Genomic DNA, 25,788 nt, shown 5'->3' on the forward strand with positions numbered 1-25,788 from the left:
TTAATCTACTGGTGAAAATTCATCTTTACCTACACCGCATAATGGGCAAACCCAATCTTCTGGAATATCTTCAAAAGCAGTTCCTGGAGCAACACCGTTGTCTTCATCACCTACTGCAGGATCATAAACATAACCACAAACATCACAAATATAACTTTTCATAAAATCTACCTCCATTATTATTTAATAACTATTATTAATTACAATATAATTATAACATAATTTAGATATATTTCAATATATTATTTAATATAATATAAAAAATATGCATTGTTAAGTATTTAGAATAATGCTATAAAATGAATAAGTTAAAACTTTTATACTTATATTTTATAAAGTTATTTAAATGTCAAACATAATAAAGAATATAATATATATAAAGGTTTATTTAAATAAAGAAAAAAGGAGAAGACAAGGTGAAAAAGTTTTTATTACGTTTAATAGTATTTCTCTCAATTACATTTTTTATAACCATGTCCTTTACATTATTTTTGGAAAGTAAATATAAAGGACAGTTTCACTCAGATAAAAAGGTCGAAATTAAGATTGAAAAGGATAAAATTATTCCACCTGTAGAAACTTCTTTGGTAAAAGCAAATTATGCTTTTTCAAAAGGGTATTTTTTATTAAGTATGGGACTAAGTATAATTTTCCCTATATTTATAATTAAATGCGGAATAATTGAAATTGTAGAAAATAAATTTTTAAAACGAAATAATTATATAAGAGAAGGGATAGTAATCGGTGTAATATATTACTTAACTAGTTTTATTATATTTTTTCCGCTGACGTTCTTTTCTTCATTTTATAGATTGAAACTTGTAGGATTATTAAATTATGACTTTTTTTCGTGGCTTTTGGACTTATTTAAAAATGAAGCTTTAAATTTTGCTTTAACTACATTGTCTGCAGCAATTCTATATTATATTTTTAGAAAATTTAAATTGTGGCCACTTTTAGTTGTAATATTTACTGGCTTTTCGGTTATATTAGGAACATTTATTTTTCCTTTTGTTGTAGATCCACTACTAAATGAAATAACTCCAATGCAAAATAAAGAATTGGAATATAAAATAAAAGATTTAGCACATAGAGAAGGAATTGATAATATTAGTGTTTATCAAGTGAAAATGAGTGACCAGACATCTGCATTAAATGCATATATGACAGGAATTTTTTCATCAAAAAGAATAGTTGTATGGGATACTACTTTAAATAATCTAGATGAATCACAAATATTATCAGTAGTGGCACATGAAATAGGGCATTATAAGCTTAATCATATACCAAAGGGAATCGCACTGGAATTCCTACTAGGTGCATTAACTTATTTTCCAGCTTATTTTTTAACGTTTGTTATAGCAAAAAGAAATAAGAGAGAGATTAAGGGACCATATGGACTTGCATATATTTTATTGTTTTCAACATTAATTGGAATAATCTTAAACCCTATTTCACTATATTATTCGAGAAAAATAGAATTAGATGCTGATAAATTTGCAATTCAAATTACAAAGGATAATTTAACGAATGGAATATTAGAACTTAAGTTCATGGAAACTAATCTTTCACCATATGATGTTGATAAATGGTATAAGATACTAAGGTTTGATCATCCAACTGCAAAAGAGAGAATAGATTTAGCGAATAGTTATGATAAATAAAAAAAAGGCTTCATAAGAAGCCTTTTTAAACTTTAGAAGAAAAGTATCCAGCAGGTATCAGTTTTTTCTTAATTCCTTCTACAACTATTAAATATGTGGCAGCTGTGTCAAATCTAGCATCGTGATAGTTTCCACTACCTTCAAATAACTTATCTGCTGTTTCTTCGATTTTTGATTTTGATATCTCTAAATAATCAACTACCTCTTGTAATTTAGGATTTTTATATTCACCATTGTTTTTAAGTAGTTTAATAATATCCTTATAGTAATTCATTGTGCAAAAGGTTCGTTTAGCACTAAATTCTTCTCCTAGTATGTATAGAAGTTCATGAGACAAGAATTTTATATCGAAAGATACATTATGTCCTATTATAAAATCAGCTTGGATAAAATCCTCTAGAAACTCTTCATAAGAATCTTCAAAGTAATTCCCGTTACTTAAGTCATATAATTTTTCTAAAGAGAATCCATGCACTGCTTCGGCTGATGGATCCATTTCATCTACTGTAAAAAAGTAGTTTTTCCCAAAAGTTTGCTGAGGTTTAACACCTGAATCTACTACAATGTAACTTAGTTGGCATATTCTTCCTGGACGTATACTTGTAGTTTCTGTATCAAAAAAAAGTAATTTCATCTTCTAGTCCTCCTTAGATAACTATTTTTATAATAATATAAATAGTTTGAAGTTTAAAGAAAAATTTAAGAAATTTATGTATATGTTATTAAAGTATTTGAGAATAATAAAAAAAGCACTGCGAAGGCAGCACTTTTTATTTTATAAGTTTAGCAATATGAGCTAATAACTCTTTACAATTTCTTAAAGTTTCGTGGTCTTCATCTAAAAGAGGATTGAATTCCACAAAATCCATAGAACGAATTATATTAGTAGTAAATAATCCTGATAGAATTTCTTTACTCTCTTTCATGTTTATACCTTTGCTTACAGGAGTTCCTGTTCCAGGTACAAAGGAAGAGTCCAAAGAATCTATATCAAAACTTAGATGCAAGTTATTTATGTTTAGTTGAGCAATTCTATTTCTAAAATCTTCTAAGAATGCTTTAATACCAATAGATTTAATATCATTAGTAGTCCAAACATTTATTTTTAATTTTCTTATTAATTCCATTTCACCCTTATCTAAATCTCTAGCTCCAACTATAAATACTTTACTTGGATCTATTTTTCTACCACTAAAATATAAATCGGTTAATAAATTATGACCAATACCCATAGCAGCAGATAAAGGCATACCATGAACATTACCAGAAGGGGTTGTTAAATGAGTGTTTATGTCTCCGTGGGCATCAACCCAAACAACTCCTAAATCATCATTAAAATATTTTGCTGCACCACTTAAGCTACCTAATCCTAATGAATGGTCACCACCAACAACGAAAGGAAAAGAATTTGAAGCTAACGATGCATATACTGCATGTGCTAAGTTCTTGTTTGTCTCAACAATAGCAGCTAAGTATTTCATATTCTTATGCTCTGCAAATTTATTTTCATCAGAAACCTTTGGTACATAAATGTTTCCTAAATCAAAAATTTTATTATTTTCTTTCAATATATCTAAAAGTCCATGCTCTCTCAGGGTATCTGGCCCTAAGTTAACACCTTCTCTATCGCATCCATAAAATATAGGAACACCAAGTACATTTATTATCATCGATCTACCTCCTAATCATTAGTACTAACAAATTATATATCATATTAAGACAAAATATAAGAGTATTTTTTTAATATTTTAGATAAAAACTTAAATTTTTTGTGAATAGATATATGGGAAGTGGTTAAATTAATGAAAAATTTAACAAACATATTGAAAACAACGTTGGAAAAGAATATAATAAAATCATAGATAATAATTATCAATAAGTAATTATTATTAAAGGGAGGTAATTAATATGATTAAAGAAAAAGGGACTAAAGTTTCAATTATTGGTGCTGGTTTTGTTGGCTCAACAACTGCATATGCATTAATGTTAAATGGATTGGCATCAGAAATTGTAATTGTTGATATTAATAAAGAAAAAGCTGAAGCAGAAGCTATGGATCTATCTCATGGAGCAGCATTTGTTAAGGCTGTAGATGTAAAGGCTGGAGGATATGAAGATACAAAAGATTCAGATATAATAATTATCACTGCAGGAATTGGGCAAAAGCCAGGGGAATCAAGATTGGATATTATTAATAAGAATATTCCTATTTTCAAAAGCATTGTACCTGAAGTAGTAAAATACAGTCCAAATGGGATATTATTAGTTGTTTCAAATCCAGTAGATATATTAACTTATATAGCTTATAAGATCTCAGGATTACCTGCAAATAGAGTAATTGGTTCAGGAACTGTTTTAGATACATCAAGATTTAAATATATGTTAAGCGAGCATTTTGAAATTGATGCTAGAAATATTCATACTTATATAATTGGGGAACATGGAGACTCTGAAATTGCAGCATGGAGTTTAACAAATATTGCAGGAGTTTCTGCAGATGAATATTGCAGTAGAATGTGTAAGAAATGTAATGGTAGCTTTAAAGAGACAATACCTGATAAAGTTAAAGATGCAGCTTATGAAATAATAAATAAAAAAGGGTATACTAATTATGCAGTTGGTCTTGCAATTAGTAGAATTGTTGAAGCCATTATAAGAGATGAAGATTCTATATTAACTGTAAGCTCATTACTTAATGGTGAATATGGGCTTGATGATGTATATTTAGCTATTCCAACAATAGTTAATAGAGAAGGAGCTAAACAAATATTAGAAGTGTCCTTAGAAGAGAAGGAAAGTGATAAGCTTAAAGCTTCTGCTGAGATTATTAAAAAACATCTAAAAGAGGCTGGAATATAGATTAATTTATTTAATTATCATGTAATAAAAAAGAAACTCATTATGAACTGAACTGCTCCTCGTCAAGTAGACAGAGAGCAGTTCATTAGTGGGTTTCTTTTTGTTATGTACTAACTATTTATTTTCAAAGAAATTTCACCTGAAAAAACACTTTCAGTCTTTCCGTCTCTTTCAATAATAAGTTCTCCATTTTCACCTAGGTTTATTACTTTTCCTTGGATAAGTTCTTTACCTTTAATTAATGTTACAGATTTATTAATAACGTAAGAATTATTTCTAAGTACTCTCAGTGGATATTCGAAGTTGAAATTCTCACTAAAATTGTTATAAAAGTTTTCTAACTTATTGAGGATATCAGTTAATATAAGTTCTCTATTAAAGTCCTTGTTATATACTGTTTTTAATGAGGTAGCAATTGAACTAATTTCTTCAGGGAATTCAAAAGATTCCTGATTTACGTTTAAACCAAAACCAATTATTAAATAATTTATTCTGTCCATATCTCCTTTCATTTCTGTTAGGATTCCGCCAATTTTTTTATTGTTAATATAAATATCATTAGGCCATTTAACTTTAGCATCAATATTATATGAATGAAGAACTTCTATTATTGCAGCACAGGTAATAGAGGTGATTTTAGATATTTCATATGGAGATAATTCGGGTTTTAAGTATATAGAGCAATATATTCCTTTGCCTTTTGGTGAAAACCAGTTTCTATCAAATCTTCCTCTTCCCTTAAGTTGATGATCAGTTAATACGATAGTTCCATTCTGTATATTTTCTGAATTCTTTTTGCAATAATCATTAGTTGATTCAATGGTATCAAAATAAAGTATTTTTTTTACTAATGTATTTTTAGATAAATTACTAGTTAATTTATCAATTGATAGTTTACTAGGAGCAAAAGTAAGTTTATATCCTTTTCTAGGAGAAGATTCAATTACGTATCCTTCTTCTTGTAAGGATTTTATGTACTTCCAAATAGCAGCTCTTGTAACCCCTAATGTTTTACTTATATCCTCACCAGAAACATAATTATATTTATTACTTTGTAGTATATCTAAAATTAATAATTTCAAAAAATGACCTCCTGTTGTTTTTAAGAAAATTATAACATTAAAATGTCATTTTTTCGCAACCAATGTGAAAATTTATATAGTATAATTATTTTATTATATTTAAACATTATGTTAAAGATGGGGTATGAGAATGAAAAAAATGGGTAAAAGGAAAAAGCTAATAATAGTAATTAGTACGCTACTTCTTATAATTGCTACTGCTTCTGTAGGAACTTATTATTATATAAAAAGCAAAATTTATGTTGAGCCTGAAAAGGTTGTAGAAGTTCCAAAAGAGGATAAAGAAGAAATAAAGTACCAAGAACAAAATGGTATAATAAATATTTTGTTAGTAGGTATTGATGGGAGAACACTCGACGAAAAATCCAGAAGTGATTCGATTATAATTGCAACAATAGATACCAATAGTAAAAAAGTAAAATTAAGTTCAATTATGAGAGATACATTAATAAAAATTCCTGGGTATGGGGAACAAAAAATTAATGCAGCTTATTCTATTGGTGGTCCAGATTTGCTAATTAAAACAATAAAAGAAAATTTTGGGGTAACACTAGATAAATATGTAGTTGTTAATTTTTGGGGCTTTCAAGACATAGTCGATGCTATGGGTGGTTTAGATATAGATGTAAAAGATTATGAAATTAATGAAATAAATAAATATATTGGTGAGGTTGACACAGTAAAATCTCCGCCATTAACTAAAGCTGGATTGCAGCATCTTGATGGACAGCAAGCTCTATCCTATGCAAGAATTAGAAAGGTAGGGAATGGTGACTATGAGAGAGTTGCTAGACAAAAATCTGTAGTCACGCTGTTAGCACAAAAGGGAAAAGAAATATCTCCATTAAAGTACCCTTCAGTTGCAAACGCATTGTTAAAGTGTGTAAAAACTAATATTGATCCAATGACAATATTTAATTATGCATATACATTTTATAAATTCGATAATCCTGTATTTGAACAATTACAAATTCCTGCCACTGAATTAAGTCAAGGTGGAGAATATATGGATAAAGGATGGGTATTTTTAATTGATGCCAAACAGAATGGAAAAGTGCTTCAAGACTTTATTTTTAATGACAAGAAGTGGGAATCAAAAGATTATAATTTAACAAGTTTTAGGAATATAATAAATCAATATATGGCAAAGGCTGCAGCATTTAATCCAGCAGATAAGCCTGCGCTTGATGAGAACGGAGATGTAATAGATCCAGGTACTAAAACTCCAACAAAAACTGAGGGAAATGGAGGAACTACTCCAACTAATGGAGGAAATCCAGCGACAGGAGGAGAAACAACACCTGGGGGTACTCCTGCTAATGGAGGAACAACAGGTGGAGCAGCAACACCTGGTGGAACAACATCAAACGGAGGAACAACACCTGTAGACAGTAAACCTCCTACAAATGGTACTAGTGATAATCAAAAACCACCTGCCACTCAATAGAATAAAAAAATAAAATATTGTAAAATGTAATCATACATTGTTGATTAAAAGTGTATAAAAATATATAATTAAGCAGGTAATATATTTGTCTGCTTAATTTTTTGTGGAAAGGGAATGAATAATGAGCAAAATTAAAAAAGAAGTTGAAGGTAAGAAAAAAAGAAGATTTTCATTTAAAATCTTTATTGCTTTTATTGTTTTTGAATTTGTATTTACTGCAATAACAGGGCCATTCTTCTTATACTACGGACCTTTCAAAAATGTAAAAAAAGGCTTTGTAGGAGCAGCAATGACCTCTTATAAAAGTCAATTCTTAGCAAAGTGGTTTTTAAGTCAAAGTGAAATTGATAAGATATTAGCTGAAAATAATAATATTGAAGAAGGAAATACAGACGCATCTGATAAAGAAATTAGTATTCCTAAAAGTCATGACGACACTATAGAAAGATTCGATATAGAAAGTGATAAATTTAAAGGATATTTACTTGTTGTTAAAGACCCAACTAGAGTTCATGTTGGATATACATCAAAGCTTGGTAAGGAGGGGCAAACCGTTTCTCAAATTGCAAAGGATAATAATGCAATAGCAGCTATAAATGCAGGCGGATTTACTGATAAATCAGCAAATTCAACATGGGCTGGAAACGGAGGACAAGTAATAGGGTTAATAATGTCAGGAGGAAAGGTAATCTCCTATGATGCTGATGAAAATAGTAAGACTGATATGATAGCAATAAATAAAGAAGGAAGATTGCTAGTTGGTAAATACTCATTAAAAGAACTTAATGGTCTAGGTGCTCAAGAAGCAGTAACCTTTGGACCGGCGTTAGTTATTAATGGAAAGGGAACAATCAAATCTGGCGATGGTGGATGGGGAATTGCTCCTAGAACTGTAATAGGTCAGAGAAGTGATGCAGCTATAATGTTACTTGTTATAGACGGAAGACAAGTATTTAAGAGTGTTGGAGCAACACTAAAGGAAGCTCAAGATGTTATGATAAAATACGGTGCTGTTAATGCTGCTAACCTTGATGGAGGGAAATCTACGACTATGTATTATGAAGGTGATGTAATAAATACTCCTTCAGATAGCTTAGGTGAAAGAAGTATTCCTACTGCATTTATAGTAAAGTAAAAAGGAGAGAATTTAATGAAGGTATTTAAGAGAATAATCATATGGATTATAATTTCTTTAACAATTCAATCTTTAGGGCTTCTTTATTTAGATAAAAAAATATTTGTAAGTAGCAATAATTTTAAAGCTGTAAAGGTTGAAGACAAGAAAAAGGCAACTGATAAAGTAATTAACATACCACAGAACGTGGAATATAAGAATAGTTTTGATGGAAAGTATCTATCTTATTTAAAAGATGGGATATTAAACATAATAGATACAAAAACAGGAGAATCAAAAAGTGTCAAAACTGAAAATGAATCAAAAATCTTAAATTATATTTGGCTTTCAGATAGAAATAGAATATTATTTGTGGATAAAGAAAGTAGTGAAGGAAAGAAAAGTAATTTCTTTTTAAATTATTATGATGCAGGTAAGAATGAAGTAGGGATAGTTGAGAAGTTAGATTCATTAGACCAAGGAGCAGTAATAGATAGTATTGATGCCTCAACGCTTCATAATGTAACTTATATAAAGGTTAATGAAAAAGGAGTTAAAGGTGTAGTTTATAGAATTGATATTAATCATAAAATTACAAAAATGAATTTAAATAGCTCGATAATTGGTAGCATAAAAGTAATTCCTCATGTGGATAGACTCATCTATGAAGATGATTTAAATGGAAACATATATGCTACTAATCCAAATATAAGGCTATCATTTAATAATAAAACTAAATTATTATATATAGATAGCAATGACATAGTATATGTTGGTATTGTTGAAGGTGGAAAGATATCTAAAGTTATGTATGGAGGCTTAGATACAGATACAGGAAGTTGGAAAACAGTTCTGCTTGATAAACCTGTTGATAAGGAAAATATTTTTGTTTCTCAAAAAGGTGACGTAATGGTCAATGATAAGTTACAAGGTATAGTAAAAGATGTAACAATGTCAAAGGAATATAAATATGAAGGAACCTATTTGGGTGTGTATGATTTAGGAATTGCTTCAACATCACAAGGGAAACTTATCAAAACACCTTTTAATAAAGAGTAACTTATACAAGGATGGATACGCTCCATCCTTTTTATATTATATATAATGCTTTAAAAATTTACATTTCACTTCAACTCTTAGAAGTTTCAACTAAGAGTTTTACCATGAGATGTAATATGATTTTTGCATTATATATACTTAGTATTTTGACTATAAATAGTAAAAGTGGACATAGTTATAAGTAATGAAAATTTCTTTAACAGATAATTCATTATTTAAGTTTCTTATGCTATAATATCATTTATAAAAGGAGGATTGGAAATGAATTTTATGTTAACTGCAGTATTATCTATACCTGCTATTTTGGTTGCTTTTACATTTCATGAATACGCACATGCATGGATGGCTGATCGATTGGGTGATAAAACCGCAAGATTCCAAGGAAGATTAACATTAAATCCTTTAGCACATGTTGACCCTATGGGATTTATTATGATATTAATCTTTGGATTTGGGTGGGCTAAACCTACGCCAGTTAATCCAAGGGCGTTTAAAAATTATTATAAGGATGATTTAAAGGTATCTATAGCAGGGCCATTAGCAAATTTAATTGTAGCTATTATATTTGCTGTAATTACGGGGATATTTTTTCGTCTTGCTATGGGAAGTAGTGGAGATCTTGCATATTTAACAGCAAAAATGCTTTTGATGATTGTTACGATTAATGTTAATTTATTTTTCTTCAACCTATTACCCGTACCTGGATTTGATGGATTTAATATATTAGAAGATTTATTTCCAAGTGCTTTTAGAAGAATTGGAGATCAAATTTACAAGTATCAAATGATAATATTCTTTATTGTAGTATTTTTTGCTTGGAAAGTAATATCAGGGCCATCAGCATTAGTAATAGATCAATTATTAAAACTAATGTATTTTGTAGCAAACTTATTTTAAGGAGGAACCATGAGACTAAGGAAAAAATGGTGGGCAAGACCAGAATTAGAAGCAGATCCAAAGGTTATTGTAAATCCAAAGGAGTACAAAGGAAAATGGAGTGAGGTCTTTGGAAATAATAATCCAATATATTTAGAATTAGGTTGTGGAAGAGGACAATTTGCAGCTATTAATTGTAAGAACAATCCTAATATGAACTATATAGCAATTGATTTAAAAGATGAAGTATTAGTTAATGCGTTAAGAAGAGTTAATGAGGAAGAAGTTGAGAATATCAGATTGATACCTCTTAACATTACATTTATAGAAGACGTTTTTGATAAGGATGAAATATCTAAAATATATATAAATTTTTGTAATCCTTGGCCAAAGGACAGACACAAGAAAAGAAGATTGACTCATAGCAGATTTCTTGAAATCTATAAGGGTTTTTTGAAAAATGGTGGACAAATTTGGTTTAAAACAGATGATAAAGAACTTTTTGATGAATCACAAGAATATTTTAAAGAATCAGGCTTTGATATTGAATTTCTAACTTATGATTTACATAAGTCAGATTTTAAAGAAAATATTATGACTGAATATGAAACAAAGTGGACTGGAATGGGTATGAAAATAATGTTTTTGACTGCAAGGTTAAAGTAATAAATAGAGGTTATCTTATTAAGTTTAAGATAACCTCTATTTATATTATTTAATTATATTTTCAATTGTAAGTGTTTTGTGATAAATTTCATAGAATTTATCTTTAGAACGGAGTGCTTGCCGTATTTCTAGTTCTAATGGTATTGAGGAGAATACAGTTAGTTTTATTTCTTCATCAGCAATATCAACATTAACATCTTTTACAGCACCCTCTAAACTCCTGTCTAAACCTTCAGAAATTCTAAGGAGTATTCCGATTTTCTCCACAGAAGTTGCATCTAATTTGTTTAAAATAGAACAAAACTGAGGAAGTGGTATAGTGTAGCTGTTATTTCTATGATAAGCTGCGGTTAATGCACTCATTAATAATTCCTTATGAGTTAACCCATTCATATAGGAATTAAGAATTACATAAAAAGAATGCTTATGATGATTATAATATTTTATACTAATCCCGCAATCATGAAGCAAAGAAGCTGTTTTAACAATTTTATTATAAGAGCTATTTAAATGATGTAATGGTTCCATTTGTTCAAATAATCTCTTAGTAATATCATGAACATGTTTAGCATGTTTAATATTAACATGCAAAGTTTCCATAATACCCTGAATAGAATAATCCAAAATATCGTCAATTGGAGCAAAGTTTTTTGTTATATAATCAAAGATTATTCCTTCTCTTATTCCTCTTCCGCATATTTCTAGATCAGCAATATTTAGATTTTTACATAGAACTTTAATTATTAAAGTTGCACCAACTATTATATCACCAACATCTGGGGAAATGCCTTCCACTCTTAATCTTTGTTTAAAGTCTTTACTTTTTAACCCATTATGAATTTCGGATAAGTCAAAATCATTGAAAGTGTAATTATGAGTCAAAAATAAAGGATATCTCTTTCTTCTTTGATCAATTTTTCCTAGGGTTCTAAACGCAGTCCCAATTCCAATTATATTATCAAAGTTCTCAGTTTTTAGCCATTCAATAGATGATAATGTATTAGTTACTTCTTCTAAAGCATTTTCATAATCTTCATGAATAATTCTATCATTTAAATTAAAGTTATATGATAAATTTAAACTACCTAAAGGGATTGTAGTAGATTTAATCATATTTCCATTTTTTATCCACGCAAAATAAGTGTTAACTCCAGAAACTTCAACTAGTAAAGAGTTTTCTGTGTAAGTGGTGTTTTTTACACTTAAATAATTATAATAAATTTCATCTTCATTGGATAAAATCTCTATATTAATATCTAACATTTCAGATATTTTAGTGATTATACTCTTGCCGTTTTTACAAGTCCTTAAGGCGTCAGTGGCAACAGTAAATATTTTTGAAGCCCCAGAACCTGTGCAAAGAGATTTGAACGATCGTAAGGTAGATAGAAGAATATTAAAAGTATCCTCAGATATCTCATCAGCTTCTAGCAGATCTTGTGATATTCTCACAGGTTCTTTTAATTCGTCTATTATTCTAAAATAACCACTGTCCTCTATTTCTGCTAACATAACACGTACTGAATTTGAGCCTATATCAATAACACCAATTCGTTTCATATGATTCTCCTAAATTACTGTATTTATAGATTATAATGTCTATTATAACAAATGATTTTGTTAGATGCACGTACTTAAAATAACTAATGCTACTATTTTTATTGACATTTTCAAAATACAAAATGTATAATATGAATAATGTAATATATAAATTCTAGGAAGAGGAAAGTAGTTTAATTGATGCCTTATAGATAGCAACTATGTAAACTTGACTTATACTTGGTGATTTAGGCAAGTATAAAACAATAATTGAAGTTAGTTATCTTTAAGCGAGCAGAGGATGGTGTAAGCTCTGTAGGATAAATTAAGATGAAGAGAACCTTGGAGAAACTGCCTGGTGTTTTTTATTGGGTAGTCGCGATTTAAGCGTTAAATGATTAAGTGGCATTATAGTGTTTTAGGTTTAGCACTATTTTGAATTAGAGTGGTACCGCGGGAATTCCGTCTCTTTATTTTTATAAATAAAGAGGCGTTTTTATTTGTAAAATTATACTATCTAGGAGGAAGAAATATGGATTATAAAAAGCTTGTGGCTGAAAGAATTGGTTCAGTTATTGAATTAGAGAAAGATAAGATTGAAGCATTAATAGAAATACCCCCAAATGGTGAAATGGGAGATTATGCCTTCCCATGCTTTCAATTATCTAAAGTTTTAAGAAAAGCTCCAAATATGATTGCAGCTGAGCTTAAAGATAAGATAAATGTTGAAGGGTTTGAAAAAGTTGAAAACCTAGGACCGTACCTTAACTTTTTTGTTGATAAAGGATCCTTTTCAAAAAATACAATTGAAAAAATTATAGATTTAGGTAATAACTATGGATCATCTAATATTGGAAATGGTGAAACTGTATGTGTTGAATATTCATCACCTAATATAGCAAAGCCTTTCCATGTAGGACATTTATTCTCTACAGTAATAGGAAATGCTCTTTACAAGATGTTTAATTTCCAAGGATACAAATCAGTTGGAATTAATCACTTAGGTGATTGGGGAACTCAATTCGGAAAGTTAATTTCTGCCTATAAAAGATGGGTAGATGAGGAAGCTCTTGAAAGAGAACCAATAAATGAATTATTAAGAATATATGTAAAATTCCATGATGAGGCAGAAAAGAATCCAGAACTAGAAGATGAAGGAAGAATGTGGTTTAAGAAATTGGAAGATGGAGATCAAGAGGCCACAGCTTTATGGAAGAGATTCACTGAACTATCTTTAAAAGAATTTAATAAGGTATATGATGAATTAGGTGTAAAATTTGATTCATATGCTGGTGAGGGCTTCTATAACGATAAAATGGATGTAGTTATAAAAGAACTACAAGAAAAGAAACTTTTAACTGAAAGTAATGGAGCACAAGTAGTAATGCTAGAAGATTATAATATGCCTCCATGCATAATATTAAAATCAGATGGAGCTACTATATATGCCACAAGAGATTTGGCAGCAGCTATGTATAGAAAGAATAATTATAATTTTAAGAAGAGTATATATGTTGTTGGCTCACCTCAAGCTCTTCATTTTAAACAAGTATTTAAGGTGTTAGAATTAGCTGGTCATGAATGGGCTAAAGATTGTGTGCATGTGGGCTTTGGACTAATTAAGTTTGCTGATAGAAAACTATCTACAAGAAAAGGAGAAGTTATCCTATTAGAAGATTTACTAAGAGAAGCAAGAGAAAAGGTTCTTGAGACAATAAATGAAAAGAATCCTTCATTAGAGAATAAGGAAGATGTTGCTGAAAAAGTTGGTATAGGGGCAGTAATATTTACTTATCTTAAAAATTCAAGAGAGAAGGATATAGTTTTTGATTGGAAAGAAATGTTATCTTTTGATGGAGAAACTGGCCCTTATGTTCAATATGCTTATGCAAGAGCGAAAAGTATATTAAGGAAAATAGGAGAAATTCAAGGTGAAGTAGATTATAGCAAATTAAGTTCTAAAGAGGAGTTTGAACTTATAAAAACACTAGAAAACTTTAATAAAAACATTCTAAGTGCTTTAGATAAACTTGAACCTTCAATAGTAACTAGGTATTCAATTGATGTTGCTAAAGCCTTTAATAAGTTCTATAATTCTCATTCAGTTAGCAATTTAGAAGATGAAGGACTTAAAATAGCAAGAGTAAGATTAATCGAAGCTACTTGCCAAGTTATAAAGAATTCTTTAGATTTGATAGGAATACAGGTTGTAGAAAAGATGTAATTAATATAAGAGGCTGTTGCATATTGCAACAGCCTCTTGTTTGTAAGTATATAAACATAAATGTGAGGTATTACTTATTTTTTTATTTTAAGTCCATGTTCTTCTTCATACTTTGGGCAACTGCTTGAACAACTTCCACAGTTGCACTCACCCTTAGAAGACTTTCTCAAACTCTTAAAGATAAAATATCCAGCTACCGCTAAGATAACCCCTGCTATTAATATTTCTTTCATATAATCACTTCCTTAAAATAATAATCCGCCAATATTATAAACTGCAAATGCAGCTACCCAAGCTATAGCTAATTGAAATACTACAGAAAATAAGGTGAATTTTGAACCAAATTCTTTTTTCATAGTACCTATTGCAGACACGCATGGTGTATATAAAAGTACAAACACCATAAATGAAAGTGCAGTTAAAAAGTTAAAGAAACTAGGTAATAATGTTGATAGATCCCCAGCATAAATAACTCCCATAGTGGATACAACAGTTTCTTTTGCAAGCAATCCAGTAAGTAATGATACAGAAGCTTGCCAATTTCCGAAGCCCAGAGGTGCGAAGAACGGAGCAATAACATTTCCTATTGATGCAAGGAAACTAGTATTAATTTCATCTACTAAGCCTGAAAAATTAAAGTTTGATAAGAACCATATAACAACACTCATTGAGAAAATAATTGTACCAGCTTTCTTTAAGAAGCCGCTACCTTTATCCCAAGTGTGCTTAATAACATTTTTAACCTCAGGAACTTTATATTCTGGAAGTTCGATTATAAATGGCTCCTCATCCTTTTTAAATATTGTGTTTTTGAAGAGTATACCAAGTATGAATGCTACTACAACACCCGCCAAATAAAGCGAACCTACAACTAAAGCTTCTTTACCTCTAAAGAATACGCTGGAAAAAACTAAATAAACTGGTAATCTAGCATTACAACTCATAAATGGCACTAATAAAGCTGTTAATTTTCTATCTTTTTCGCTTTCTAGTGTTCTAGCAGACATTATAGCAGGTACTGAGCAGCCAAACCCAACCATCATTGGAATGAAAGCCTTTCCTGATAAGCCCATCCTTCTCATTAGTTTGTCCATTATAAATGCGACTCTTGCCATATACCCTGAATCCTCTAAAATAGAAATACAAAGGAATAGGGCCAATATAACAGGTAGTAAGACCACTATGCTACCAACTCCAGTAATGATTCCATCGATTATTAAACTTTTAAACCAATCTGAAGATGTAGATAATAAGTTTTCTGCACCAGGAATGATTAATCCTTGTAATACAGTTTCATCTAACCAGTCAGATAAAGGAATTCCAACCCAACTGAATGTAAATTTAAATATAAAGACTACAGCAACCAGAAACAAGGGATATGCTAAGAATGGGTTCAGAAATACCTTATCTAGTTTTTCAGATATATCAGAAATTTTAGCTTCTTTTACATTTAGTTTTTTTATAAATTCATGATTCTTTTCATTTATTTTTTTAGCTTCATAAGAATTTTTATTCACTAATATTTTAGAAAGAATTTTGTCCAAAAATCCGTAAACTTCCGCTTCGTTTTGCATATGAAAATCATTATCAGTTGATGGACATACGAAATCCTTCTTCTCAATTAAATCTTTAATATGTTCAAGACCTGTACCTTTAGTAGCACTGATAGGTACAACCGTTACTCCCATTTCTTTTTCTAATAGGTCTATGTCGATTAAGAATCCTTTTTTTAAAACAATATCCATCATATTTAATATTAATATAATTGGAATGTTAAAATCCTTTAACTGTGTAGTAAGATATAGGTTTCTTTGTAAATTAGATGCATCAACAATGTTTAATATTGCATCTACATTTCCTTCCTCTAAGAAAGCTTTGGAAACTTTTTCTTCATTAGAGAACGTATCCATAGCATAAATTCCTGGTAAATCTACAATTTTGATATCCTTATAGAAACCTTCCTTTTTTTCTACAGTTACTCCAGCCCAGTTTCCAACGTATTGATTTGAACCAGTTAATTCATTGAATAATGTTGTTTTACCTACATTAGGGTTTCCCAGTAGAGCGATAGTTGTCATTAATATTCCCCCTTATTTTATAAAAATATTTTCAGCGTCCTTCTTTCTAAGTGCGAAATCTGTTCCTCTTAGATTTACAACTATAGGATCACCTAAGGGAGCTACTCTTTTTAATGTTACTTCAGTTCCTTCAACGCAACCAAGTGCTAGAAGTCTTTTAGCTAGTTTTTCATTTCCTGCAATTTCATTTATTAATCCAACCTGACCAGGTTTTAAATCGCAAATGCACATTATTAACACCTCACATTGAAAATCATTATCACATACTTATAATATCAGTATATTCACATATAGTCAAGAAAATAACAATGTAAAGTTACAAAATATTTTACAAATAGGTTGTATTATTTCTAATAATGGTGATAAAATAAAAATTAAAAATTAAAAATTAAAGTAATGGAGTGATAATTATGACAAGAATTGCAGCATTTTTCGATATTGATGGTACTTTGTACAGAGAAGGCTTAATTACTGAAGTTTTTAAAAAAATGATTAAGTATGAAATAATTGAGCCGGATAAATGGTATAAGGAAGTACGTCCAAGTTTTCTTAAATGGGATAGAAGAGAAGGGGACTACGATTTATATTTATTAAAAATGATTGATATATATATGGAAGCTATTAAAGGAATAGATAAGCATCATATTGAATTTATAGCTAATCGAGTTATAGAACAAAAGGGAGATAGAGTTTATACATTTTCCAGGGAAAGAATTAAATGGCATAAAGAAAATAATCATGTTCTGATAATAATCTCTGGTTCTCCAATTGAACTAGTAAGAGAAATGGCTATGAAATATGGTTTTGATGATTATAAAGGAGCAATTTATCTTTTGGACAAAGAGGGCAAATATACAGGTGAGGTATCGCCTATGTGGGATTCAGTAAGCAAGAAAAATGCGATTGATGAGATGACGCAGAAATATGATATTGATTTGTCTCAAAGTTATGCTTATGGTGACACCTCAGGAGATTTTACAATGCTTAAATCTGTTAGCTATCCATACTGCATTAATCCAACAAAAGAACTTCTTGACAAGGTGAGAGATGATGAGGAGATAAGAAAAAAAATAAAAGTAGTTGTTGAAAGAAAAGATGTAACTTATAATTTAAATATAGACGACATTCAATATGTTTAAAAGAAAGAGTGAGAGTTAGTGATAGTAAGACAAAACACTATTAAAGTGACGGATCTCTCAAAGGAAAATATGCTTAAATTTGGAGATGGAGATTTATCCTTTGAGGATGCTGTCTATTTTGACCTAGAACATTATGTCTATAAAAAACCAAAATGTGTTGGCGTTTTCGGCGCTTGTTATTTCTCTGCTGAAGATTCAGAAATTCATGTCACTCAATATATGATTGAGAATAAGGAAGAAGTAAAAGATATCCTTATTTTAGCAAAGAATTATCTGGAAGATATCTATAAAAATAAATTTAAAAAATCTATAGTCACTTTTTCGGGAAACAATGACTTTACAGTTATTAATTACTTATTTAATAAATTTCAAGTAGACTTTTCATTTCAGGAGCACTTTACGTCAATTGATTTGCAAAAAGAATATGAAAAAGTAAATAAAAAGAGTATAGGTTTAAAAAATTTAGAAAAACAATTTTTCATAGAACGGGAAGAATGTGATCTTATATCGGGAGCTAATTTAGCTAAAACTTTCCATAAGGTTTTGAAAGATAGTGATTATATTTTTAGAATGCCAAAAGAAAAGATAGAAAAAATACTTATTTATAATGAAGCGGATGTCGTTAACCTTTTTCACATATATAAGGATTGGAAAAAACATATAACATTAGAACAAGAATCTTCAGAGGAAATAAAAGAGAGCTGTACAGTTTAGTACAACTCTCTTTTATTTTTTATTAGGGGACGGTTAACATATTATTATTGTAATTTTAGACTGAAATGTTTCAAAAAAATGTTAACCGTCCCCAAGATTTAGTTCCTAATTTTATTTATTAAAGGTGATAGTTTTACCGTCCAAGGTTGCAATAATAGTTCCATCTAAATCAGTTCTATAATATTTTACTTTGGCTGCTTTCAATTTATCTATAGTTTCCTTATGTGGATGCCCGTATTTATTGTCTTTTCCGCATGAAATAATAGCATATTTAGGATTTACAGCCTGTAAAAAGTTTTTAGATGTGGAAGTAGAACTTCCATGATGACCTACTTTTAAAATATCGGACTTTAGATTATAACCTTTTTGAAGAGTTTCTGCCTCAGATTCTTTTTCTGCATCACCGGTAAATAGTGCTGTATTATTACCATAGGTTAATTTAATAATAGCAGAGTAATTGTTGTTGTCATCACCATAGTTATCGCTATTTGGAGCAAATACATCAAGCTTTAAATCAGGAGAAAAATCAATAGTAGAGCCTCCTTTTAAAACATTGATTTTAAGATCTTTATTGTTTAGTTCTGCTACCATATCTTTAAATGCAGCTGTTGTAGTCTTCTTCTTTGGTGCATAGAACTTGCCTACATCAAAGTTTTTAATTACCCAATCCATGTTTCCAATATGATCTTCATCGGGATGAGTAGCAACAATTGCATCAAACTTTTTTATTTTTAATGAGTTTATATAGTTTTTAAATTTTTTATCTTCTTTACTTGTAGATGAATCTATAAGTAAGTTCTTATCTTTATATTGGATTAATATAGCGTCACCTTGTCCAACATCAATATAATGTATTTTAACTCCACTTGTTGTTTGAGTTTCGCTGCTAATGGTATTACCTTTACTGCATGATATAAAAAGTAAAGATGTTAATACTAATAATAATGATAGAAATTTAAGTTTTTTCATAACTGCCTCCTTAATAATTGCCAATAAATATAGTTTATCATTATATTATTCTTATGAGAAGATTTGAAATACTTGCACTTTAATCAAGACATAGTATAATGAAATAGATGAAATTAGGATGGTGTAAAGTATGAAAAAAATTAAAATGTTAGTTTCTTATGGTTTATATATGATTGCATTTAGAATTAGAGGATTTAAGTATAAATTACTAAAATCAAGAGCAACAGAAGAAGAACTTATTAAATACAGGGACAAGGTCATTCAAAATTGGGCAGCATTTACTGTGAAAACTCTAGATCTTAAAATACAAGTAGTAGGAAGAGAAAATATTCCGAGTGAAGCTTGTGTGTTTATTGGAAATCATCAAAGTTTATTAGATATACCTATTTTATTATATGGAACGCAAAGAAGTGTTGGCTTTATAGCTAAAAAAGAGCTTTTAAAGGTTCCTGTAATTGGATATTGGATGCGTTTAATTCACTGTGTCCCAATTGATAGGGAGAATGTAAGAGAAGCTATAAAAGTAATTAACATAGGTTCTGATAATTTGTTAAATGGTAATGATATGGCGATATTCCCAGAGGGAACAAGAGCTAGAGAAGGAGTAATGAAAGATTTTAAAAAGGGTAGTATGAAATTAGCAACAAAAGCAAAAGCGCCTATTGTTCCTGTTACGATAGATGGTAGCTATAAAGCTTATGAACTTAATAACAAATTCCAAAGTGCTGAAGTAAAAATAACCTTTGGGGAACCAATATATACCAATAATTTAACAAAAGAAGAAGAGAAAGATTTGCATATAAGAGTTCAGAACGTTGTAAAAGGAAATCTTAAAGGTTAATAAATTTATTTAAAAAGGCGTGTTCATTTAAAATGGATGCGCCTTGTTTTGCGTTAAGTACTTACAGGAAGATTAAGACGAATACATAATATTAATATTTTCAGAAATTTATATTTTGATTGAAAAATGAAATAAAAATAATTTCTGAATTTCATTTTTTATGTTATAATTGTATAAGATTGATAAAAAATCTATTAAAATGAAATTTTATAAAAATTTATATGCATACTAAGGGGGCTAGAATATGCGTAAAGAATTTTCATTAAGTAATGACAAGGCAACTATTAATTTTACAGCTAAGTATTGTGATAATTATGAGACGTTACTAGAAAGTGATGGATTTAGAAGAGTTTTAGAAGCATTTTTAAAGCAAGCTAAAAAGAAAAACACACATAGCTATAGGTTTTTAGAGAAAAGCTTTGGAAAGGATCAAATTCTTAACTTAGAGATTGAGATATCAAATTTATTTAAAGTACTTACAGTATTAAGTGTTGAAGAAATATCTCATGTAAATCCTAATTATAGCGGTCTTCTTCTAAATAAAGATGAATTTATTGCATTTATTGAGGATCTATATTTATTTTGGAGAAAGTTAGAAAGATATACAATTATATATTCTAATAGAGTAAAGACAGGTCTTGCAGCTGTAAGTTTTACGGAAGTAAATTCTCAATTTAGCAGATTAATACGTAGACTTTATAGAAGAATTGAAAAAAATATTTTAGGATTTAACCCTAATGTATTTAGGCAGTTACCAGTTGGGGGAAACGCTAGTTTGATGTTATCAAATGTAGTGTGGGCAGCACCAGATGAATACAGAGTATTAGAAGACATTCCTTTTATTGATTCGATTCTATTGCAAACACCATTTATTACTTATCCTAAGAAGAATACAAGAGATGGAATGTTTAAAGAAGTAAAGGATAACCCGTTGAAAAAGGCAATAATTGATAAAGATCATTGGTTTTGTTATCCTGCAAAGATAGGCGATTTATTGGCGTTTTTATATTTCCATAGAGACTTCATGGAGCATGGAATTACACTTTGTAATCTTTTCGAATTAGCAAAGGAAAAAGAATTTAAGGGTAAAAAACCTGATATAATCTACGTTTACGGAGCTAGAGAAAAGGGTGATGAGTTAAAGACTGTTTTCTATGATGATAAAGATAATGATATTATGTTTGGATATATAAATCATTCAGAAGAAATAGATTATTTTGGCTATATGAAAAAAATGAGCTTGACCCTTCATAACTTAATTCAAATCAAGAGAGGGTATCTTCCTATACATGGAGCTATGGTTAATATAGTTCTTAAGAATGGAAAAGAAGCAAATGTTATTATTATGGGAGATTCTGGAGCAGGAAAATCTGAAAGTCTAGAAGCTTTTAGAGGCTTAAGTGAAGATTATATTTCTGATATGACTATTGTTTTTGATGATATGGGAACTATTAAAGAAAAAGATGGTAGCATTTATGGCTATGGAACGGAAATTGGAGCATTCGTAAGATTGGATGACTTAGACCAAGGATATGCATTTAAAGAAATGGATAGAAGTATTTTCATGAATCCAGATAAAATTAATGCAAGACTTGTAATGCCAGTTGCTTCTTATAAAGAAATAATGAAAGGATACAAAGTAGATCTTTTCTTATATGCAAATAATTACGATGAAGTACCTGAAGGTGGAAAAGCAATAGAGTATTTTGAAACTTCAGAGGATGCAATTAAAGTATTTAAAGCAGGAGCAAGAGTTGCAAAGGGAACAACAACAGAGAGGGGATTAGTAAAATCTTATTTTGCAAATCCTTTTGGACCAGCCCAAAAGCAACAAGAATGTGATGTATTATTAGATAAATACTTTGATGCGCTATTTGCATCTGGTGTTAAGGTTGGAGAGATTAAAACTTCTCTAGCAATACAAGGAAGCGAGAAAAATGGGCCAAGAAAAGCAGCACTTGAGCTTTTTAATATAATAAATAACCTATAGAATAAGAAAGCGATGGATAACCCATCGCTTTTTATATTTCTTTTAAGGAATTTAGTTTTTCTTTTATTTCTTTTAAAATATTATCAAATTTGCTTGGCTTTAAGTTAGGAAAGGCACGCAAAAGTCTCTTGTGATTAAAATCTAAAGAGTCAAAAGAAATATCATATTTATGTCTAAGCTCTTTTATGTTGTTCTCAATATTTTGAACTGCATCAAAGGCTGCATCTTTTGTTGTGACAATTATATATTCATAACGCTCTTTTAATTCTGAGGATATTAATTGTAACCTTGTAAGCATTTTACTAAATCTCACTAGAGATGAAAGTGTGAATGCTACATCAAAGGTGAAAATAAGTAAAAATATATATGATGTCATAATATTAAATTCTCTTGGAAAAGATGAAACAATATTTGATATTAAAGGATTGATAAATTTTATAATGATTAACGCTGCAATTCCCCATACAAGAGAGAATGATAGACATATTCTACCATGAAGATTAAAGGGTTCATTGGTATAGTCCCACCATTTTGATTTGAAAAACTTTTCTAATATGAAGCCAGTTATATATTCAATAAAAGAAATTATAACAGTAGAAAGCACATATAAAAGAAGTATATTACTTTTAAAATTATTAAAAAGTAACACAACTGAAACAATTCCAGTTCCGTAGATTGGACATAATGGACCATACAAGAAACCTCTATTTACAAAATATCTTTTATTGTAGAATTGGTAGATAACTTCTGTTACCCAACCTAAAAATGAATAAATAAAAAATAAAAGTACTATTTCGTATAGATTAACACCTAATATTGAATGGTAAATAGTAATCATCCCCTTTCAAATTAGTAATAATTTATATTATACATTATTTGGCTGTTTAGTTAAAATAAATAGTAATAATTTGGAAAAATATTAAATATAAAAATAACTCTCTAGGAATAGAGAGTTATTTTTATATTAGTCTATTGAAGAATATCTGTCTTTTGCGAAAAAAGATATTGCATATAATCCACATATACCTACAAGAGAATAAATAACTCTTGAAACTATGGACATTTGACCAAAAAGGCTTGCAACTAGATCAAATGAGAAAAATCCAATTAATCCCCAGTTTAAAGCCCCAATGATTACTAGAATAAGTGCAATAGTATCTAGTGTTCTCATAAAAAACACACTCCTTTTTGTTTGTTTACAACCAATAGTATAACCATAAATAAATAAAGTATACTTAAAAATGAGTGTCTTTTATAAACAAAAAAACTTGGACAATATCCAAGTTTTTAAAACACTTATGTAAATTAAAATGTTTTAGCTACTATCACGATTAAAGTTGAATATTTCTGTCTACAGGTTGAGTAAGTGAAATGAAAGTATCTGTTCTTTGAATTCCAGTTATAGTGTTAATCTTATTCATAAGTAAATCTTGAAGATCTGTTATGTTCTTACAAATTACTTTTGAGAAAACAGAATAATCACCTGTAGTTAAATGTAATTCTACTACTTCTTTAATTTTTGCTAATTCTTCAAATACATAGTTAAAGGATGAAGTTTTGTCAACATAAATTCCTACAAAGCAACAAACATCATACCCAAGTTTAGGTAAGTTTAGAACTATTCTAGTGCCTTTTATTATTCCCATGTCTTCCATTTTCTTCATTCTTACGTGGATTGTTCCTCCTGAAACATGACAAATTCTTGCTATTTCAAGGTAAGGAGTTCTACAATCTTTTATTAATATGTCTAATATTTGTAAATCTAAATCATCTAAATGTGATAATTGATTCATAGACATTTTATCACCTCTCTGTTCTATTATCATTTTTATTTTATCAAATAAGTTTAAAAATTTCTATAAAAAAATATAAAAATATAAAAAAATTTTTTGGTTATTTATTATTTTATTAAATTATACTATGTTTCAATAAAAAAGTAAAACCAGACAAATTATTATTTGAAGAAAGTATTGAAAATGTTTAGATTTTACATTAATATAATATGTAGCATTAAATATTAGGAGGGGTAGTAAATGGGACTGTTTTTACTTATATTACAAACAGTTATTATATTTGCAGTAGTACTTGCGGCATTTTATGTATTAAGGAAATTCGTTTTCGGTAAGCTTAAAATATCAAAATGGATTCCGTTAGGAATTGCAATTTTATTACTTGCAGGTCAGTTTGTATTTAAAATACAAAATGGAATTCAAGGAGTAGCTGTAACAGCATTAACTTTATTATTTTTCATGTGGTTCTTAGACTTAAATCAAGGTGGTGGACCAGCAACTTCGAAAAAGCAAAAACAAAAACAAATTGAGATAAGACCAAAAGCAAAACCAAACAGAGTTAAAAATTTAAATAAAGACAAAAAGGATAAGTAATTATCTTTTTAATATAAATAAAACTCGGCAATGCCGAGTTTTATTTATGTCAATTGTAGAATAGTAGATTAATATTCAAAAAATATTGGAGAAGTAATAGCTATTTTGTCCTCTTCTTGATAAACCTCAAGTAAGTACCAAGTGTTACCGGGGTTTACTGGTAAGTTTATGAAATACTTAACTGTATTTAGGTTTAAATCATTTAAGGTTTTAACTACAGTTCCGTTATTTGATATTATTTCTACTTTTTTTATTTTGTACTTTGGATCTTGCAGGAAAATATAGAATTTTAATTCATCAAGATTAGGTTGACTTATTACCTCACCCATAAAGTACCCATTCATACTAAAGTAAGCTTTTAATGTTCTTGATTCAGTTGAGTATGTTCTTCTGCATCTAATACTATCTACTAAGGATGAATGATTAAGCTCGTTGCAGATTACACAAGTAAGATTATCTGTATCGCCAAAATTAAGCCTATGATTATCCTGCCCATTAATGGCACCTAACTTCCAACCGTTGTCAAGTAACTTGAAATAATGCTTATGATGACGAATGTATTTATGAGGAGGGGAACCATTACCAACTTCCACAGATGTTATAAAGTAATTAAGATAAGCATTGTATGGCAGTCTTTCTATAGGGCTATGAGGATGGTTTATAAATATAAGACCTTCCTGGTTATTTAGCATCCATAGTAGTAACACTCTTAAGTCCTTAACCACTCCTGTGAAATAGGTAGAAATATTTATAAAATTCAAATCACCCCAAGGATTGCTTCTGCTTTCAAATCCCAATAAAGTAAGGGGACGGTTATGTTTTTTATTATATTTTTTTAAGCAAGATTTCAAATAGGTCCATTTGGATACTTTAGAAGATTTATAATCTATATCTTCTTTTAGATATGAATTGTGATCAGTTATAAACATAAAATCTAGTGAATTTTTATAACCATATTCCAGTGCTTCAATAGGAGAACCTCGTCCATTAGAAAGGAATGTGTGACAATGAGGAATTCCATAATAGAAGTTTATATCTTTGTCATCAATTTTTTCAGATTTATATTTAAAAGTAGATTCTTTCCTAGTCATAGTAGGTCCTTCTTTCAAAATATTTCTATATATTATATAATAATATGATATA

At 29.3% G+C, this 25,788-nt stretch carries 26 protein-coding genes; 13 read left to right on the top strand and 13 right to left on the bottom strand.

Going from position 1 to position 25,788, the window contains the following annotated elements; genetic code table 11:
- On the bottom strand, positions 1 to 162 hold the full coding sequence (gene rd, locus L1S47_RS00290) for a rubredoxin (protein WP_202767469.1): 162 nt from the start codon (positions 160 to 162) through the stop codon (positions 1 to 3).
- Between the two features lie 254 nt (positions 163 to 416).
- On the opposite strand from rd, the gene L1S47_RS00295 reads away from it, so the two are divergent.
- On the top strand, positions 417 to 1,664 hold the full coding sequence (locus tag L1S47_RS00295; RefSeq protein WP_238881307.1) for a M48 family metallopeptidase: 1,248 nt from the start codon (positions 417 to 419) through the stop codon (positions 1,662 to 1,664).
- Between the two features lie 25 nt (positions 1,665 to 1,689).
- Here the strand turns inward: L1S47_RS00295 and L1S47_RS00300 are convergent, their stop codons facing one another.
- Positions 1,690 to 2,298 (bottom strand): 3'-5' exonuclease, encoded by a 609-nt coding sequence (locus L1S47_RS00300; RefSeq protein WP_238881309.1) that lies wholly within the window; start codon positions 2,296 to 2,298, stop codon positions 1,690 to 1,692.
- A 136-nt stretch (positions 2,299 to 2,434) separates the two neighbouring features.
- Positions 2,435 to 3,334, bottom strand: coding sequence for an arginase (gene rocF / locus L1S47_RS00305; RefSeq protein ID WP_202767466.1), 900 nt, complete (start codon positions 3,332 to 3,334; stop codon positions 2,435 to 2,437).
- 238 nt (positions 3,335 to 3,572) lie between these two features.
- On the opposite strand from rocF, the gene L1S47_RS00310 reads away from it, so the two are divergent.
- Positions 3,573 to 4,523 carry an L-lactate dehydrogenase gene (locus L1S47_RS00310; RefSeq protein ID WP_202767465.1) on the top strand — a complete coding sequence of 317 codons (951 nt, stop codon included), beginning with the start codon at positions 3,573 to 3,575 and terminating at the stop codon, positions 4,521 to 4,523.
- Between the two features lie 110 nt (positions 4,524 to 4,633).
- Here the strand turns inward: L1S47_RS00310 and L1S47_RS00315 are convergent, their stop codons facing one another.
- Complete coding sequence (locus tag L1S47_RS00315) at positions 4,634 to 5,605, bottom strand: biotin--[acetyl-CoA-carboxylase] ligase (RefSeq protein ID WP_238881311.1); 972 nt, start codon at positions 5,603 to 5,605, stop codon at positions 4,634 to 4,636.
- A gap of 130 nt (positions 5,606 to 5,735) precedes the next feature.
- On the opposite strand from L1S47_RS00315, the gene L1S47_RS00320 reads away from it, so the two are divergent.
- From L1S47_RS00320 to trmB, 5 genes are all read left to right on the top strand, one after another.
- Positions 5,736 to 7,052, top strand: a complete 1,317-nt coding sequence (locus L1S47_RS00320) for an LCP family protein (protein WP_238881313.1) — start codon at positions 5,736 to 5,738, stop codon at positions 7,050 to 7,052.
- 130 nt (positions 7,053 to 7,182) lie between these two features.
- A complete protein-coding gene (locus L1S47_RS00325; RefSeq protein ID WP_238881959.1) occupies positions 7,183 to 8,187 on the top strand; it encodes a phosphodiester glycosidase family protein in 1,005 nt (334 codons plus the stop codon).
- Between the two features lie 15 nt (positions 8,188 to 8,202).
- The gene (locus L1S47_RS00330) at positions 8,203 to 9,225 is read left to right on the top strand and encodes a hypothetical protein (protein ID WP_238881314.1); all 1,023 of its coding nucleotides are present in this window, start codon (positions 8,203 to 8,205) and stop codon (positions 9,223 to 9,225) included.
- 261 nt (positions 9,226 to 9,486) lie between these two features.
- A complete protein-coding gene (locus tag L1S47_RS00335; protein ID WP_202767460.1) occupies positions 9,487 to 10,122 on the top strand; it encodes a site-2 protease family protein in 636 nt (211 codons plus the stop codon).
- A 9-nt stretch (positions 10,123 to 10,131) separates the two neighbouring features.
- Entirely contained in the window at positions 10,132 to 10,767 is a 636-nt protein-coding gene (gene trmB / locus L1S47_RS00340; protein ID WP_238881316.1) for a tRNA (guanosine(46)-N7)-methyltransferase TrmB, read from the top strand.
- Between the two features lie 45 nt (positions 10,768 to 10,812).
- On the opposite strand, the gene L1S47_RS00345 is transcribed toward trmB, so the two are convergent.
- Entirely contained in the window at positions 10,813 to 12,327 is a 1,515-nt protein-coding gene (locus L1S47_RS00345) for a Ppx/GppA phosphatase family protein (protein WP_238881317.1), read from the bottom strand.
- 511 nt (positions 12,328 to 12,838) lie between these two features.
- Here L1S47_RS00345 and argS point away from each other — a divergent pair.
- On the top strand, positions 12,839 to 14,530 hold the full coding sequence (argS, locus tag L1S47_RS00350; protein WP_238881319.1) for an arginine--tRNA ligase: 1,692 nt from the start codon (positions 12,839 to 12,841) through the stop codon (positions 14,528 to 14,530).
- 74 nt (positions 14,531 to 14,604) lie between these two features.
- Here the strand turns inward: argS and L1S47_RS00355 are convergent, their stop codons facing one another.
- Genes L1S47_RS00355 through L1S47_RS00365 form a run of 3 tightly spaced genes read right to left on the bottom strand, consistent with a single transcriptional unit; the run spans position 14,605 to position 16,839 of the window.
- Positions 14,605 to 14,763 (bottom strand): FeoB-associated Cys-rich membrane protein, encoded by a 159-nt coding sequence (locus L1S47_RS00355; protein ID WP_238881322.1) that lies wholly within the window; start codon positions 14,761 to 14,763, stop codon positions 14,605 to 14,607.
- A gap of 12 nt (positions 14,764 to 14,775) precedes the next feature.
- Positions 14,776 to 16,608 carry a ferrous iron transport protein B gene (gene feoB / locus L1S47_RS00360; protein ID WP_238881326.1) on the bottom strand — a complete coding sequence of 611 codons (1,833 nt, stop codon included), beginning with the start codon at positions 16,606 to 16,608 and terminating at the stop codon, positions 14,776 to 14,778.
- 12 nt (positions 16,609 to 16,620) lie between these two features.
- A complete protein-coding gene (locus L1S47_RS00365; RefSeq protein WP_238881334.1) occupies positions 16,621 to 16,839 on the bottom strand; it encodes a ferrous iron transport protein A in 219 nt (72 codons plus the stop codon).
- A 179-nt stretch (positions 16,840 to 17,018) separates the two neighbouring features.
- On the opposite strand from L1S47_RS00365, the gene L1S47_RS00370 reads away from it, so the two are divergent.
- Entirely contained in the window at positions 17,019 to 17,747 is a 729-nt protein-coding gene (locus tag L1S47_RS00370; protein ID WP_238881336.1) for an HAD-IB family hydrolase, read from the top strand.
- A gap of 39 nt (positions 17,748 to 17,786) precedes the next feature.
- Complete coding sequence (locus tag L1S47_RS00375) at positions 17,787 to 18,461, top strand: ribonuclease H-like domain-containing protein (RefSeq protein ID WP_238881961.1); 675 nt, start codon at positions 17,787 to 17,789, stop codon at positions 18,459 to 18,461.
- A gap of 111 nt (positions 18,462 to 18,572) precedes the next feature.
- On the opposite strand, the gene L1S47_RS00380 is transcribed toward L1S47_RS00375, so the two are convergent.
- Positions 18,573 to 19,430, bottom strand: coding sequence for a ComEC/Rec2 family competence protein (locus L1S47_RS00380; RefSeq protein ID WP_238881339.1), 858 nt, complete (start codon positions 19,428 to 19,430; stop codon positions 18,573 to 18,575).
- A gap of 130 nt (positions 19,431 to 19,560) precedes the next feature.
- Here L1S47_RS00380 and L1S47_RS00385 point away from each other — a divergent pair, with 130 nt between their 5' ends.
- Together L1S47_RS00385 and L1S47_RS00390 are read left to right on the top strand one after the other, a co-directional pair.
- Entirely contained in the window at positions 19,561 to 20,271 is a 711-nt protein-coding gene (locus L1S47_RS00385; RefSeq protein WP_238881340.1) for a 1-acyl-sn-glycerol-3-phosphate acyltransferase, read from the top strand.
- A 244-nt stretch (positions 20,272 to 20,515) separates the two neighbouring features.
- Positions 20,516 to 22,261: a phosphoenolpyruvate carboxykinase gene (locus tag L1S47_RS00390; RefSeq protein WP_238881342.1), complete on the top strand. Its 1,746-nt coding sequence runs from the start codon at positions 20,516 to 20,518 to the stop codon at positions 22,259 to 22,261.
- Positions 22,262 to 22,292: 31 nt separating this feature from the next.
- Here L1S47_RS00390 and L1S47_RS00395 read toward each other — a convergent pair whose 3' ends face one another.
- From L1S47_RS00395 to L1S47_RS00405, 3 genes are all read right to left on the bottom strand, one after another.
- Positions 22,293 to 23,099, bottom strand: coding sequence for a putative ABC transporter permease (locus L1S47_RS00395; RefSeq protein ID WP_238881344.1), 807 nt, complete (start codon positions 23,097 to 23,099; stop codon positions 22,293 to 22,295).
- 126 nt (positions 23,100 to 23,225) lie between these two features.
- Positions 23,226 to 23,432, bottom strand: a complete 207-nt coding sequence (locus L1S47_RS00400; protein WP_202767447.1) for a DUF378 domain-containing protein — start codon at positions 23,430 to 23,432, stop codon at positions 23,226 to 23,228.
- Positions 23,433 to 23,592: 160 nt separating this feature from the next.
- Positions 23,593 to 24,087, bottom strand: coding sequence for an Lrp/AsnC ligand binding domain-containing protein (locus L1S47_RS00405; RefSeq protein WP_373688996.1), 495 nt, complete (start codon positions 24,085 to 24,087; stop codon positions 23,593 to 23,595).
- A 207-nt stretch (positions 24,088 to 24,294) separates the two neighbouring features.
- Here L1S47_RS00405 and L1S47_RS00410 point away from each other — a divergent pair, with 207 nt between their 5' ends.
- The gene (locus tag L1S47_RS00410) at positions 24,295 to 24,645 is read left to right on the top strand and encodes a hypothetical protein (protein WP_238881347.1); all 351 of its coding nucleotides are present in this window, start codon (positions 24,295 to 24,297) and stop codon (positions 24,643 to 24,645) included.
- Positions 24,646 to 24,713: 68 nt separating this feature from the next.
- Here the strand turns inward: L1S47_RS00410 and L1S47_RS00415 are convergent, their stop codons facing one another.
- Positions 24,714 to 25,736 (bottom strand): CehA/McbA family metallohydrolase, encoded by a 1,023-nt coding sequence (locus L1S47_RS00415; protein WP_238881363.1) that lies wholly within the window; start codon positions 25,734 to 25,736, stop codon positions 24,714 to 24,716.
- Positions 25,737 to 25,788 lie beyond the last annotated feature (52 nt).

Origin of the sequence: Clostridium sp. YIM B02551 (assembly GCF_022324735.1) — a bacterium.
GTDB classification, from domain to species: domain Bacteria; phylum Bacillota; class Clostridia; order Clostridiales; family Clostridiaceae; genus Clostridium_T; species Clostridium_T paridis.

Bases quoted from the DNA above. Each gene is read 5' to 3' on its own strand.
- rd (WP_202767469.1), bottom strand. From the start codon at position 162: ATGAAAAGTTATATTTGTGATGTTTGTGGTTATGTTTATGATCCTGCA.
- L1S47_RS00300 (WP_238881309.1), bottom strand. From the start codon at position 2,298: ATGAAATTACTTTTTTTTGATACAGAAACTACAAGTATACGTCCAGGA.
- rocF (WP_202767466.1), bottom strand. From the start codon at position 3,334: ATGATAATAAATGTACTTGGTGTTCCTATATTTTATGGATGCGATAGA.
- L1S47_RS00310 (WP_202767465.1), top strand. From the start codon at position 3,573: ATGATTAAAGAAAAAGGGACTAAAGTTTCAATTATTGGTGCTGGTTTT.
- L1S47_RS00320 (WP_238881313.1), top strand. From the start codon at position 5,736: ATGAAAAAAATGGGTAAAAGGAAAAAGCTAATAATAGTAATTAGTACG.
- L1S47_RS00330 (WP_238881314.1), top strand. From the start codon at position 8,203: ATGAAGGTATTTAAGAGAATAATCATATGGATTATAATTTCTTTAACA.
- L1S47_RS00335 (WP_202767460.1), top strand. From the start codon at position 9,487: ATGAATTTTATGTTAACTGCAGTATTATCTATACCTGCTATTTTGGTT.
- trmB (WP_238881316.1), top strand. From the start codon at position 10,132: ATGAGACTAAGGAAAAAATGGTGGGCAAGACCAGAATTAGAAGCAGAT.
- L1S47_RS00345 (WP_238881317.1), bottom strand. From the start codon at position 12,327: ATGAAACGAATTGGTGTTATTGATATAGGCTCAAATTCAGTACGTGTT.
- argS (WP_238881319.1), top strand. From the start codon at position 12,839: ATGGATTATAAAAAGCTTGTGGCTGAAAGAATTGGTTCAGTTATTGAA.
- L1S47_RS00355 (WP_238881322.1), bottom strand. From the start codon at position 14,763: ATGAAAGAAATATTAATAGCAGGGGTTATCTTAGCGGTAGCTGGATAT.
- feoB (WP_238881326.1), bottom strand. From the start codon at position 16,608: ATGACAACTATCGCTCTACTGGGAAACCCTAATGTAGGTAAAACAACA.
- L1S47_RS00365 (WP_238881334.1), bottom strand. From the start codon at position 16,839: ATGTGCATTTGCGATTTAAAACCTGGTCAGGTTGGATTAATAAATGAA.
- L1S47_RS00370 (WP_238881336.1), top strand. From the start codon at position 17,019: ATGACAAGAATTGCAGCATTTTTCGATATTGATGGTACTTTGTACAGA.
- L1S47_RS00380 (WP_238881339.1), bottom strand. From the start codon at position 19,430: ATGAAAAAACTTAAATTTCTATCATTATTATTAGTATTAACATCTTTA.
- L1S47_RS00385 (WP_238881340.1), top strand. From the start codon at position 19,561: ATGAAAAAAATTAAAATGTTAGTTTCTTATGGTTTATATATGATTGCA.
- L1S47_RS00390 (WP_238881342.1), top strand. From the start codon at position 20,516: ATGCGTAAAGAATTTTCATTAAGTAATGACAAGGCAACTATTAATTTT.
- L1S47_RS00395 (WP_238881344.1), bottom strand. From the start codon at position 23,099: ATGATTACTATTTACCATTCAATATTAGGTGTTAATCTATACGAAATA.
- L1S47_RS00400 (WP_202767447.1), bottom strand. From the start codon at position 23,432: ATGAGAACACTAGATACTATTGCACTTATTCTAGTAATCATTGGGGCT.
- L1S47_RS00405 (WP_373688996.1), bottom strand. From the start codon at position 24,087: ATGATAATAGAACAGAGAGGTGATAAAATGTCTATGAATCAATTATCA.
- L1S47_RS00410 (WP_238881347.1), top strand. From the start codon at position 24,295: ATGGGACTGTTTTTACTTATATTACAAACAGTTATTATATTTGCAGTA.
- L1S47_RS00415 (WP_238881363.1), bottom strand. From the start codon at position 25,736: ATGACTAGGAAAGAATCTACTTTTAAATATAAATCTGAAAAAATTGAT.